The organism is Streptomyces sp. NBC_00091, from assembly GCF_026343185.1.
In the GTDB taxonomy this organism is placed as follows: Bacteria; Actinomycetota; Actinomycetes; order Streptomycetales; family Streptomycetaceae; genus Streptomyces.
Window position 1 is genome coordinate 1,307,261 of the sequence record NZ_JAPEMA010000001.1, and the last position, 12,254, is coordinate 1,319,514.

10 protein-coding genes are annotated in these 12,254 nt (G+C 70.2%); 4 read left to right on the plus strand and 6 right to left on the minus strand.

Annotated features, from left to right (window positions below):
• Positions 1 to 119: 119 nt before the first annotated feature.
• Together OOK34_RS05520 and OOK34_RS05525 are read right to left on the minus strand one after the other, a co-directional pair.
• Positions 120 to 1,589 (minus strand): sensor histidine kinase, encoded by a 1,470-nt coding sequence (locus OOK34_RS05520; RefSeq protein ID WP_267032738.1) that lies wholly within the window; start codon positions 1,587 to 1,589, stop codon positions 120 to 122.
• Between the two features lie 388 nt (positions 1,590 to 1,977).
• Positions 1,978 to 2,571 carry a TetR/AcrR family transcriptional regulator gene (locus OOK34_RS05525; protein ID WP_267032739.1) on the minus strand — a complete coding sequence of 198 codons (594 nt, stop codon included), beginning with the start codon at positions 2,569 to 2,571 and terminating at the stop codon, positions 1,978 to 1,980.
• 167 nt (positions 2,572 to 2,738) lie between these two features.
• Between OOK34_RS05525 and nagB the strand changes: the two genes are divergently transcribed.
• The gene (nagB, locus tag OOK34_RS05530; protein ID WP_267032740.1) at positions 2,739 to 3,524 is read left to right on the plus strand and encodes a glucosamine-6-phosphate deaminase; all 786 of its coding nucleotides are present in this window, start codon (positions 2,739 to 2,741) and stop codon (positions 3,522 to 3,524) included.
• Positions 3,525 to 3,848: 324 nt separating this feature from the next.
• On the opposite strand, the gene OOK34_RS05535 is transcribed toward nagB, so the two are convergent.
• From OOK34_RS05535 to OOK34_RS05550, 4 genes are all read right to left on the minus strand, one after another.
• Positions 3,849 to 5,333 (minus strand): glycoside hydrolase family 3 protein, encoded by a 1,485-nt coding sequence (locus OOK34_RS05535; protein WP_267032741.1) that lies wholly within the window; start codon positions 5,331 to 5,333, stop codon positions 3,849 to 3,851.
• A gap of 6 nt (positions 5,334 to 5,339) precedes the next feature.
• Positions 5,340 to 6,176 (minus strand): carbohydrate ABC transporter permease, encoded by an 837-nt coding sequence (locus tag OOK34_RS05540; RefSeq protein ID WP_267036633.1) that lies wholly within the window; start codon positions 6,174 to 6,176, stop codon positions 5,340 to 5,342.
• A gap of 35 nt (positions 6,177 to 6,211) precedes the next feature.
• Complete coding sequence (locus tag OOK34_RS05545; RefSeq protein WP_267032742.1) at positions 6,212 to 7,231, minus strand: carbohydrate ABC transporter permease; 1,020 nt, start codon at positions 7,229 to 7,231, stop codon at positions 6,212 to 6,214.
• A gap of 94 nt (positions 7,232 to 7,325) precedes the next feature.
• Complete coding sequence (locus OOK34_RS05550) at positions 7,326 to 8,612, minus strand: extracellular solute-binding protein (protein ID WP_267032743.1); 1,287 nt, start codon at positions 8,610 to 8,612, stop codon at positions 7,326 to 7,328.
• 292 nt (positions 8,613 to 8,904) lie between these two features.
• On the opposite strand from OOK34_RS05550, the gene OOK34_RS05555 reads away from it, so the two are divergent.
• From OOK34_RS05555 to OOK34_RS05565, 3 genes are all read left to right on the plus strand, one after another.
• A complete protein-coding gene (locus tag OOK34_RS05555; protein ID WP_267036634.1) occupies positions 8,905 to 9,669 on the plus strand; it encodes a GntR family transcriptional regulator in 765 nt (254 codons plus the stop codon).
• Positions 9,670 to 9,799: 130 nt separating this feature from the next.
• Positions 9,800 to 12,052, plus strand: coding sequence for a carbon starvation CstA family protein (locus OOK34_RS05560; RefSeq protein ID WP_267032744.1), 2,253 nt, complete (start codon positions 9,800 to 9,802; stop codon positions 12,050 to 12,052).
• Positions 12,049 to 12,246 carry a YbdD/YjiX family protein gene (locus tag OOK34_RS05565; RefSeq protein ID WP_267032745.1) on the plus strand — a complete coding sequence of 66 codons (198 nt, stop codon included), beginning with the start codon at positions 12,049 to 12,051 and terminating at the stop codon, positions 12,244 to 12,246. The genes OOK34_RS05560 and OOK34_RS05565 overlap by 4 nt, the downstream gene beginning before the upstream one ends.
• Positions 12,247 to 12,254: the final 8 nt, after the last annotated feature.

Genomic DNA, 12,254 nt, shown 5'->3' on the forward strand with positions numbered 1-12,254 from the left:
GCGTAGTACCCATATAAGCGCTCAGCAACGTGCTCTTGAGCCCCGGACCGGAAATCTCGGTCCGGGGCTCAGTGCTTTGCTCCCGAACGGCCCGTCACCCTGAGTGATGGGCCGTTCCGCTATTTCTGCGGGCTGGCGGGTACGTCGAGGACGACCTTGGTGCCGCGCGGCTCGACCCGGACCATGTCGAAGGTGCCGCCCAGCTCACCCTCCACGAGGGTCCGTACGATCTGCAGCCCGAGATTGCCGGCCCGCTGGGGGTCGAAGCCCTCGGGCAGACCGGAGCCGTCGTCGACCACGGTGATCAGCAGCCGGGAGTCGGTGCGGCCGGTGCCGGAGCGGCTCGCGGACACCTCGACGGTGCCGCCCTCTCCCTGGGTGAAGGCGTGCTCCAGGGCGTTCTGGAGGATCTCGGTCAGCACCATCGACAGTGGAGTGGCCACCTCCGCGTCCAGGATCCCGAACCGGCCGAGGCGCCGGCACTCCACCCGGCCGGGCGAGATCTCGGCGACCATCGCGATCACGCGGTCGGCGATCTCGTCGAACTCGACCCGCTCGTCGAGGTTCTGGGACAGGGTCTCGTGCACGATCGCGATCGAACCGACGCGGCGCACGGCCTCGTTGAGCGCCTCGCGCCCGCCCTCCGAATCCATCCGGCGGGCCTGGAGCCGCAAGAGGGCGGCCACGGTCTGGAGGTTGTTCTTCACCCGGTGGTGGATCTCCCGGATGGTCGCGTCCTTGGTGATCAGTTCACGTTCGCGACGGCGCAGTTCGGTGACGTCGCGGCACAGCACGAGGGAGCCGATCCGGGTGCCCTTGGGCTTGAGCGGGATGGCGCGCAGCTGGATGACCCCGCCGTTGCCCTCGACCTCGGTCTCCCGGGGGGCCCAGCCGCTGGCGAGTTTGACGATCGCCTCGTCCACCGGGCCCCGGGAGGGGGCGAGTTCGGCGGTGGTGGTGCCCAGGTGCTGGCCGACCAGGTCGGCGGCGAGGCCGAGGCGGTGGTAGGCGGAGAGCGCGTTGGGCGACGCGTACGTCACCACGCCTTCGGCGTCGAGCCTGATCAGGCCGTCCCCGACGCGCGGGGAGGCGTCCATGTCGACCTGCTGGCCGGGGAAGGGGAAGGAGCCCGCGGCGATCATCTGGGCGAGGTCGGAGGCGGACTGGAGGTAGGTCAGCTCCAGCCGGCTCGGTGTACGCACAGTGAGCAGGTTGGTGTTGCGGGCGATCACGCCCAGGACCCGGCCCTCGCGGCGGACGGGGATCGACTCGACGCGGACCGGCACCTCCTCGCGCCACTCGGGGTCGCCCTCGCGCACGATCCGGCCCTCGTCGAGGGCGGCGTCGAGGAGCGGGCGGCGGCCGCGCGGGACCAGGTGGCCGACCATGTCGTCCTGGTACGAGGTGGGGCCGGTGTTGGGCCGCATCTGCGCGACGGAGACGTACCGGGTGCCGTCGAGGGTGGGAACCCAGAGCACGAGGTCGGCGAAGGAGAGGTCGGAGAGCAGCTGCCACTCCGATACCAGCAGGTGCAGCCACTCCAGCTCGACTTCACTGAGAGCGGTGTGCTGGCGTACGAGGTCGTTCATGGAGGGCACCTTGCGAGCGTACCCCGGGTACGGGGATGACTTTCCCCACGGCGAATACTCAGGAGTATCCAGGAGGGGCAACCTCCGCGTACTGTTGGAGGAAGTGACGGGTCTGCGGACCCCGTCATTGGATGGACAGGACAGATTGGTCTAGTCCACAATTGGGTTTCAGGCTTCCGCCCTCCCCGCACAGGAGGACGGATCGAGGTGGCCACGCGCTCTGCCCTGACCGCGCAGGCACCTCTCAAACGGCCGCCGGGCACCGCACACCCTACGGCCGTGAGTACTCCGGGCTACGGTGCCGGACGGGCTGAGGGTCCCGTCCTGCACCGTGGCCCAGAGGAATGTCAGGCGGAATTTTTGAGGGGTAGTCCCCTGAGGGCCGCCGTTACGCCGGCCAGGCGAGCAGGGCCCGTGCCGCGATCGCCTCCAGCTCCTCCCGGCCCGCCCCGTCGCAGGACTGCTGGGACATCCCCTGGAGCACGGCCGCCGCGTAGCGGGCCAGCGCCCGCGCGTCCGTACCGGCCGGCAGCTCTCCGGTGGCGATGTCCGCCCTGATCCGGCTCTCGAACAGGCCCATGGTGGCGTTGCGCCGCTCGCGCAGCGTCTCGGCCACCTCCGGCGAGGTGGTGTTGACCGCCGCGCTGATCACCATGCAGCCGGGCGGGTGGCCGGGGTCGGAGTAGATCGCGGCGGCCTCGCGCAGGATGCGGCCGATGGCCGCGCGGGCGGTGGGCTCCTCGGCGAGCGCCGCGCCCGCGAACCGCCCGTACCGGTCGGCGTAGACCGCCACGACCTCGTCGAAGAGCCTGCGCTTGTCCCCGAAGGCCGCGTAGAGGCTGGGCGCGCCGATGCCCAGGGTCCGGGTCAGCTCGGCGATGGACGTCGCCTCGTAGCCGTGCTCCCAGAAGGCGAGCATGGCCTTGTCGAGGGCGGCGTCCCGGTCGAAGGAACGGGGTCTTCCGCGCTGTCCGGTCACCATGGCCACATTTTATAGCGGGCGCTAGGGAATCCGGTACGGCCCCGGGGGCGGAGGGGGCCCATCGGGATCACCATGGAGGAGTCGGAAGCCCGCCTTCCACGGGCAGGCTCTGCTAGATTGGTCTATACCACAAGCGCCCCCACCTCACTCAGATCGGCAGGCCCCGCGTGGAAGTTGTCATCGTCCCGGACGCCAAGGCAGGCGGCGAACTCATCGCGGAGGCCATGGCCGCCCTGGTCCGCCGCAAGCCCGACGCCCTGCTCGGCGTGGCGACCGGCTCTACCCCGCTGCCCGTCTACGAAGCCCTCGCGGCCAAGGTCAAGGCCGGTCAGGTCGACACCTCCAAGGCCCGGATCTGCCAGCTCGACGAGTACGTCGGCCTGCCGGCCGGGCACCCCGAGTCCTACCGCGCCGTCGTGCTGCGCGAGGTCGTCGAGCCGCTCGGGCTGACCGAGGCCTCCTTCATGGGCCCCGACGGCTCCGCCGAGGACATAGTCGCCGCCTGCGAGGCGTACGACCGGGCGCTGGCCGCCGCCGGCGGGGTGGACCTCCAGCTGCTCGGCATCGGCACCGACGGCCACATCGGCTTCAACGAGCCGTGCTCCTCCCTGGCCTCCCGCACCCGCATCAAGACGCTGACGGAGCAGACCCGCGTGGACAACGCGCGCTTCTTCGACGACGACATCGAGCAGGTGCCGCACCACGTCATCACCCAGGGCATCGGCACCATCCTCGACGCCCGCCACCTGGTGCTGCTGGCCACCGGCGAGGGCAAGGCCGAGGCCGTCGCGCAGACCGTCGAGGGCCCGCTGTCCGCGCTGGTCCCGGCCTCCGCGCTGCAGCTGCACCGGCACGCGACCGTCGTCGTGGACGAGGCGGCCGCCTCGAAGCTGAAGCTGGCCGACTACTTCCGCCACACGTACGCCAACAAGCCGGCCTGGCAGGGCCTGTAGCCGTACCGGCACACCCCGAAGGGCCGGGCTCCCCCTCAGGGGGTGCCCGGCCCTTCGCGTGCTCGGGATGCGGTGCATGTACGGGGCGGCGCTGCGCGGGGCCTCCTGGGCTCCGCCCAGACCCGCTCCTCAATCGCCGGAGGGGCTGGAATTGCCCTGCGGGCAATCCAGCCCCGCCAGGCGGCAGCACAACGGTGCTGCACGTCCTGGCTGACGCCGGCCAAAATCCAGCCCCGCGTGGGGGCACCACCCAGCGGTAGCTGGGGGAGTTTGAGGCGCGGGGTCTGGGGCGGAGCCCCAGCAGCGGCGCCGCACGGGCAACGGCTACGCCCCGGCGATGACTTCCGCCGCCGCCCGCCCGCAGACACGCGCGGCCCCGTGCGTCGCGACGTACAGCGCCCCGCGCGGCTCGGCGCGCGGTACGCCCATCTCCACGACCACGGTGTCCGGCCTGGCCGCGACCAGCGCGTCCAGGATCTCCGTCATCCAGGGGTGCCGGTGCGCGTCCCGGACCACCGCGACGACCGTGCGGTCCCCCGCGGCCGCCAGTACGTCCCCGGCGGCGGAGCCCTGCGGGTAGACGCCCGAGCCGGTGCCCGGGAGCAGCTCGGCCAGTGCCGTGGCCACGCCCCACGGGGTCTCGTCCCCCACCGCGATGTTCGCGACGGGCGCGAGCGTGGCGACGTAGGGGGCGGTGACGGGGACCGCCCGCCCGGTGACGACCACGGCCCGGCGGGCGGCCGTCAGCCCGATGCCGGACGCGCGGCTCCCCTCCGGCTGCGCGTCCGGCCGGGCGGCCCGGAGGGTCCATGCGGCCAGCGCGCGCACCCGGGCGGCGGCGTCGGCGAGCCGCTCCTCGGGGAGCACGCCCTCGCGTACGGCGGCGACCAGCGCGTCGCGCAGACGCAGCACGGTCGCCTCGTCGGCGAGGCCGCCGCCGACGCAGATGGCGTCGGCTCCGGCGGCGATGGCGAGCACCGAGCCGCGCTCGATGCCGTACGTCCCGGCGATGGCGTTCATCTCCATGCCGTCGGTGACGATGAGCCCCTCGTAGCCGAGTTCCTTGCGCAGCAGACCGGTCAGGATCTGCGGGCTGAGGGTGGCCGGGCGGGTCGGGTCCAGGGCGGGCACCAGGATGTGGGCGCTCATCACGGCCTTGGTGCCGGCCTCGATGGCCGCCTTGAAGGGGATCAGCTCGCGGGCCTGGAGGGTGTCCAGGTCCACGTCGATGCGGGGCAGCGCGTGGTGCGAGTCGACGTTGGTGTCGCCGTGGCCCGGGAAGTGCTTGGTGCAGGCGGCGACGCCGGCCGCCTGGAGGCCCTCGACGTAGGCGGCGGTGTGCCGGGCGGCGAGGTGGGTGTCGGAGCCGAAGGACCGGACGCCGATGACCGGGTTGTCGGGGTTGGAGTTGACGTCCGCGGACGGGGCCCAGTTGAGGTTGACCCCGCACTCGGCGAGGCGGCGGCCCAGCTCGCGGGCGACCTCGCGGGTCAGGGCGGTGTCGTCGACGGCGCCGAGCGCCAGGTTGCCGGGGAAGGAGGAGCCGCCCCGGACCTCCAGGCGGGTGACGTCGCCGCCCTCCTCGTCGATGGCGACGAGTACGTCGTCCCGTACGGCCCTCAGCTGCGCGGTGAGCGCGGCGAGCTGCTCGGGGGAGGCGATGTTGCGGCCGAACAGGCCGACGGCGGTGAGCCCTTCGCCGACCTGGCGCAGCAGCCAGGCGGGGGCGGTGGTGCCCTCGAAGCCGGGCTGGAGGACCGCGAGGGCGTCGCGGGTCAGGGTGTCCGGGCGGTGCGCAAGGACTGTCATGGGCCGTTATCCCTTCACGGCGCCGGCGGTCATGCCGCCGACGGCCTTGCGCTGGAGGAAGATGAAGATCAGCAGGACCGGGATGGCGAAGATCGAGGAAGCGGCCATGGTGGCGCCCCAGTCGTTGCCGAACGCGGTCTTGAACTGGGTCAGCCACAGCGGGAGGGTCTGCGCGGACTTGTCCTTGTTCAGGATCAGGACCATCGCGAACTCGTTCCAGGCGGTGATGAACCCGAAGAGCGAGGTGGACATCAGGCCGGGGGCCAGCAGGGGGAGGATCACCTTGCGGAAGGCCTGGCCGCGGGTGCAGCCGTCGATCTGGGCGGCCTCCTCCAGCGTCACCGGGACGGCGGCGATGAAGCCGCGCAGGGTCCAGATGGTGAAGGGGAGGACCATCACGAAGTAGATCGCGGTGAGCAGCGGGAGGCTGTTCAGCATCTCGCTGTCGCGGGCGATCATGTACATCGCGATGACCATGACCTCCCAGGGGGCCATCTGGGCCATCATCACGCCGAGGACCAGGCCCTTGCGGCCCTTGAACTTCATGCGGGCGATGGCGAAGCTCGCGGCGAGGGCGACGAGCAGGGCCAGCAGGACGGCGCCGACGGTGACGACGATGCTGTTGGTGACGTACGTCCAGAAGAGGTCGACGCCGGTGGCCTTGGTGAAGTTCTCCAGCGTCGGGGTGAAGACGAAGACCGGGTCCTTGGTGAGGATCTCGCCGTTCGGCTTGAGGGCCGAGGAGAACATCCAGTAGACCGGGAAGACGAAGACGAGGGCCAGGAGCAGCGCGCCGAGGTTCTTGGCGACGGTCGCCGGACGCAGCGGCCGGCGGGTGCGCAGCTGCTGCGCGGGCTTGTCCGGGGCGGTGGTGGTGCTCACTGCTCCTCCTCCTGCTTCAGGATCAGGCGGAAGTAGAAGGACATGACGACCACGAGGATCAGGATCGTCAGGACGGAGATCGCGGCGGCGAGGCCGTAGTGGGCCTGGCTCTGGCCCTCGACGTAGGCGAAGACCGGGAGGATCTCGGAGGCGCGGTCGGGGCCGCCCTTGTTCATCGCGTAGACCTGGGTGAAGGCCTTGAAGACCCAGATCACCTCGAGGAAGGTGGTGACCAGGAAGAAGGGCTTCAGGTTCGGGAAGACGACCTTCCAGAAGGTCTGCCAGCCGTTGGCGCCGTCCATCCGGGCGGCCTCGTACAGCTCGGCGCCGACGGTGGTCAGGCCGGCGTACATGTTGAGGGCGACGAAGGGGATGGAGCCCCAGACCACCAGGACGGTGACGATCGTCAGGGTGGAGAGGCCGGTCTCGAACCAGTTGTGCTGCTCGTAGCCGGAGAAGCCGGCCGTGCGCATGACCCAGTTCATGATGCCGAACTGCTCGTCGAACAGCCAGTAGAAGACCTGTACGGAGGCCACGATGGGCATGGCCCAGGCCATCACCAGGGCCATCGACAGGACCAGGCGCATCCACTTGCCGAGCCGGTTGAGCAGGATGCCGATGAGGCTGCCGATCACCATGATCAGGGCGACGTTGGCGAGGGTGAAGGCGAAGCTGCGGACGACGACGGTCCAGAAGGTGGAGTCGCCGAGCAGCTGGGTGTAGTTGCCGAATCCCGCGAAGGGGTACTTCCGCTGGATGAACTCGATCTTGTTGATGTCCTGGAAGGACAGGATCACGTTCTTGATCAGCGGGTACAGCAGCAGGACCGCGAGGCTGGCCACGGCGGGCAGCACCAGCAGGTAGGGCAGCCACCCCGTGGGGAGCGACCTCCTGCCCCCGCGAGGAGACGTGGCGCTGGGGCCGGTCGGGTCGGCGGGCACCTTCGGCCCTCCGGCGGACTTGTGTGGTGCGTCCTGTGGAGCGCTGGTCGTCGCTCCCTGGGAGTGCACGGTCATGGGTTGGCTTCCTCGCGGTTGACTGTGAGGTCAAATGCGCGACCGGGGGCGCGGCGGGCCGCTGGGCGCCTGCCGCACCCCCCGGTGCGTGCTGTTACTTGTTGATGCGGTTCGCGATTTCCTTGTCCGCGTCCGCGCCCGCCTTGGCGGCGTCCTCACCCTTCAGGACCTTGGTCATGAACTCCTTGACCGGGTTCGGCTCGGTCTCGACGTTCGCCCAGCCCGCGGTCACCGGGGTGATCTTGCCGTTGAGGCCGGCCTTGGCCATGGCCTCGGCGAAGGAGCCGGCGGCCGGGGTGAAGTTCGCGCCGACCTGGTTGGGCAGCAGGGCGCCCTTGACCTCGGCGGCGTACTTGGTCATCTGGTCCTTGCCGGTGGCGAGGGCCAGCCACTCCTTGGCGAGCTCCTTGTTCTTGGAGCGCTCGGCCACGGCGAGGTTCGAGCCGCCGAGGAAGACGGTGCCGGACTTGTCGGCGGTCTTGCCCGGGATCGGGAAGTAGCCGAAGTCGGCCTCCTTGCCCGCGTCCTTCAGGGCCTTCTCCGCGCCGCCGGCCTCCCAGCCGAGACCGATCCAGGAGGAGACGCCGCCCTTGGGGACGATGTCGGTGGACTGCTGCGGGGTGGCCTCGTCCTTGTCCTTGGGGGCGGTGGAGAAGGACTGGAGCTTCTTGTAGAAGTCCATCGCCGAGGCGGCCTGCGGGGTGGCCAGCTGGCCCTTCCACTTGCCGCCGTCCTTGACGGCGAGGTCGCCGCCCTCGTCCCAGATGAAGCCGGCGAGGATGTACCAGCTCTGGCCGGGCAGGTAGATCGGCTGCGAGGACGGGTCGGCGGCCTTCAGCTTCTCCAGGCCGGCCACCCACTCGTCGCGGGTCTTCGGCGGGGTGACGCCGGCCTTCTCGTAGGCCTTCTTGTCGTAGACGACGACGCGGTTGGCGGCGTACCACGGGGCGGAGTAGAGCTTGCCCTCGACCTCGGCCGAGGCGAGCATGCTCTTCTGCCAGGCGTCGGCGCCGAGCTTGGCCTTGTCCTTGGTCAGGTCGGCGAGGCCGCCCGTGACCGCGTAGCCGGCGGTCTGGGTGTTGCCGAGCTCAAGGACGTCCGGCGGGGTGTTCTCGGAGAGGGCCGTGGTGACCTTCTCCTGGATGCCCGTCCACTTCTGCTCCTCGACCTTGACCGTGACACCGGGGTGCTTGGCCGAGAACTCCTTGTTGACCTGCTCGATCCAGGCCTTCGGTGCGGAGCCGTCCATCACCCAGACGGTGATCTCCTTGGCGCCACCCGACGCGTCGGCATTCGGCTTGTCGTCGCCGCCGTTGCCGCACGCCGCGGCTCCGACCATCATGCCCACGACACCGACCGCCGCAATGAGCTTGCGCTTCACGCCACCCTCCTCAGGGATGCTGCCTGCACCTTCCCTCGCCCGCCGCGGTGACGTACGTACCGAGTACTGCCGTGGGGCCGGGATCTGATCCATATTGGTTTAGACCAGTAACCGGAGCTTGGCCTAGACCTTTAGGGGTGTCAAGGGTCTAATGAGCGGGTGCTCGGTCCGTTATCGGACCGACACCTGGGGGAGGGAGGAGGCCTGCCCTCCCGCCCGTGTCACCATGTGACCGCACATATCGGAGGAGCCGGTGACGGCAGCGAAACTGGAGTCGGGAAGGCGGGCGGCGATGGCCACCGAAGGGGCGACCACGGAGCCGGAAGGCGGGGCAGCCACTCGCACCGCGCGTGTGCCCAAGTACTACCGACTCAAGCGGCACTTGCTCGACATGACCGACACGCTACCCCCCGGCACCCCCGTACCGCCGGAGCGCACGCTCGCGGCCGAATTCGACACCTCCCGGACCACCGTCCGCCAGGCCCTCCAGGAGCTCGTCGTCGAGGGCCGGCTGGAACGCATCCAGGGCAAGGGCACCTTCGTCGCCAAGCCCAAGGTCTCCCAGCCCCTGCAACTCTCCTCCTACACCGAGGACATGCGGGCCCAGGGCCTGGAGCCGACCTCCCAGCTCCTCGACATCGGCTACGTGACCGCCGACGACACCCTCGCCGGACTCCTCAAGATCGCCACCGGCGGGCGGGTCCTGCGCATCGAGCGGCTGCGCCTGGCCAGCGGCGAGCCCATGGCCATCGAGACCACGCACCTGTCGGCCAAGCGCTTCCCGGCGCTGCGCCGTTCGCTGGTCAAGTACACCTCCCTCTACACCGCCCTCGCCGAGGTGTACGACGTGCGCCTCGCGGAGGCCGAGGAGACCATCGAGACCTCCCTCGCCACCCCGCGCGAGGCCGGACTGCTCGGCACCGACGTCGGGCTGCCGATGCTGATGCTCTCGCGGCACTCGCTGGACGCCGACGGCGAACCGGTCGAATGGGTGCGTTCGGTATATCGCGGCGACCGTTACAAGTTCGTAGCCCGACTTCAGCGACCTGCCACGTGATCACCGGTTGACTCCCCTTCGACCTGGGGTGGACGCTCGTACCGCTATACGGACGGGGGCTTACATCCACCGGTCAAGCCCCCGTAGATTCCCTGCGCTTACGCAGATGATCAACGAGGGGACGAGGATCATGCCGGAACCCGCAGCAACAGGGACAGATGGGGCTCCCACACCGAGAGGGGCGGCGGGTCCTGGCACCGGGCCGGGCTCGCCCTCTCCGTCGGGAAGGCTCTCACCGCAGTCGGTCCTCATCTGGGTGGGCGTGGCCCTCGTCGGGGCCATCGGCTGGGGCGTCCTGGCACTGTCCCGGGGCGAGGAGATCTCGGCCGCCTGGCTGCTCGCCGCCGCGCTGGGCTCGTACGCCATCGGCTACCGCTTCTACTCGCGGTTCATCGCCCACCGCGTACTGAAGCTGGACAAGACGCGGGCCACCCCCGCCGAACGTCTCGACAACGGTGTCGACTTCCACCCCACCGACCGGCGGGTCCTCTTCGGGCACCACTTCGCCGCCGTCGCCGGCGCCGGACCGCTGGTCGGCCCGGTCCTCGCCGCACAGATGGGCTACCTGCCGGGCACCATCTGGATCGTCGCGGGCGTCATCTTCGCCGGCGCCGTCCAGGACATGGTGACGCTGTTCTTCTCCACCCGGCGCGACGGCCGCTCGCTCGGCCAGATGGCCCGGGACGAGATCGGCCCCGTCGGCGGAGCCGCCGCCCTGGTCGCCGTGTTCGTCATCATGGTCATCCTGCTGGCGGTGCTCGCGCTGGTCATCGTCAACGCTCTGGCGCACTCCCCCTGGGGTGTCTTCTCCATCGGCATGACCATCCCGATCGCCCTCTTCATGGGCGTGTACCTGCGCGTCCTGCGCCCGGGCCGGGTCACCGAGGTCTCCGTCATAGGCGTCGCGCTGCTGCTGCTCGCCATCGTCGCCGGCGGCTGGGTCGCCGAGTCCTCCTGGGCGGGCACCTTCACCCTGGAGAAGGAGACGCTGGTCGTCTGGATGGTCGTGTACGGCTTCATCGCCTCGGTGCTGCCGGTGTGGCTGCTGCTCGCACCCCGCGACTACCTGTCCACCTTCATGAAGGTGGGCACGATCGCGCTGATGGCGGTCGGCGTGGTCATCGCGATGCCGACGCTGAAGATGCCCGCGGTCACCGACTTCGCCACCCGCGGCGACGGCCCGGTCTTCGCCGGGTCGATGTTCCCCTTCGTCTTCATCACCATCGCCTGCGGCGCACTGTCCGGCTTCCACTCCCTGGTCGCCTCGGGCACCACCCCGAAGATGATCCAGAAGGAGACCCAGGTCCGGGTCATCGGCTACGGCGCCATGCTGACCGAGTCCTTCGTCGCCGTCATGGCGGTGATAGCGGCGAGCATCATCGAGCCCGGCCTGTTCTTCGCCGTGAACTCCCCCGGCGGGGTAGTCGGCGCCACGGTCCAGACCGCCTCGACGGCGGTGACGAACTTCGGCTTCGCCATCTCCCCGGAGGCCCTCGCGCAGGCCGCGAAGGACGTGGAGGAGGCCAGCCTGCTGTCCCGTACGGGCGGTGCGCCGACCTTCGCACTCGGAATGTCGGAGATCTTCTCCGCCGTGATCGGCGGCGCCGGGATGAAGGCCTTCTGGTACCACTTCGCCATCATGTTCGAGGCCCTGTTCATCCTGACCACCGTCGACGCGGGCACCCGGGTCGGCCGGTTCATGCTCCAGGACACCCTCGGCAACGTGCACAAGTCCTTCAAGGACGTCAGCTGGAAGCCGGGCGTGTGGCTCGCGAGCGCCATAGTCGTCGGCGGCTGGGGCTACTTCCTGTGGGTCGGCGTCAAGGACCCGCTGGGCGGCATCAACCAGCTCTTCCCGCTGTTCGGAATCGCGAACCAGCTGCTCGCGGCGGTCGCGCTCGCCGTCTGCACCACGCTGCTGATCAAGTCCGGGCGGCTCAAGTGGGCCTGGGTCACGGGGGTTCCGCTGGCCTGGGACGTGGCCGTCACCCTCACGGCGAGCTACCAGAAGGTCTTCTCCGACGACGTGAAGGTCGGCTTCTTCGCGCAGCGCGACAAGTACCAGACCGGCATCGACGCCGGGAAGGTGCTGCCGCCCGCCAAGAACATGGACGACATGCACACCGTGGTCACCAACGCCACCGTCGACGGGGTCCTGTCGGTGCTGTTCGCGGCCCTGATCGTCATCGTGCTGCTGGACGCGGCCCGGACCTGCTTCAAGGCCGTCGCCCACCCGGAGTCGGTCCGCCTCCACGAGGTGCCGTGGACCGAGTCGAAGATCATCGCCCCGGCCGGGCTCCTCGCGACGGCCGAGGAGAAGGCCGAGCTCGCGGCCGCCGGCCTCGACGGCGGCGGCGGCCGGGCCAAGGAGCCGGTCGCGTGAGCGGGGTGCGCGGGGCGCTGGCGAAGGCCCGGTTCTACGTACGGGAGTTCTCCGGCGAGGCCGCGTACGACCGCTACGTCGCGCACACCCGCTCGCACGACCCGGACGCCGAGGTCATGACCCGGCGCGCCTTCGAACGGGCCCGCACCGACGCCCGCGAGGCGGACCCCCGCGAGGGCTTCCGCTGCTGCTGAGCACCCGG

What these genes read in the sequence shown, in the direction of transcription:
- OOK34_RS05520 (WP_267032738.1), bottom strand. Translation starts at nt 1,589, where the DNA reads ATGAACGACCTCGTACGCCAGCACACCGCTCTCAGTGAAGTCGAGCTG.
- OOK34_RS05525 (WP_267032739.1), bottom strand. Translation starts at nt 2,571, where the DNA reads ATGGTGACCGGACAGCGCGGAAGACCCCGTTCCTTCGACCGGGACGCC.
- OOK34_RS05535 (WP_267032741.1), bottom strand. Translation starts at nt 5,333, where the DNA reads ATGACAGTCCTTGCGCACCGCCCGGACACCCTGACCCGCGACGCCCTC.
- OOK34_RS05545 (WP_267032742.1), bottom strand. Translation starts at nt 7,231, where the DNA reads ATGACCGTGCACTCCCAGGGAGCGACGACCAGCGCTCCACAGGACGCA.
- OOK34_RS05555 (WP_267036634.1), top strand. Translation starts at nt 8,905, where the DNA reads ATGGCCACCGAAGGGGCGACCACGGAGCCGGAAGGCGGGGCAGCCACT.
- OOK34_RS05560 (WP_267032744.1), top strand. Translation starts at nt 9,800, where the DNA reads ATGCCGGAACCCGCAGCAACAGGGACAGATGGGGCTCCCACACCGAGA.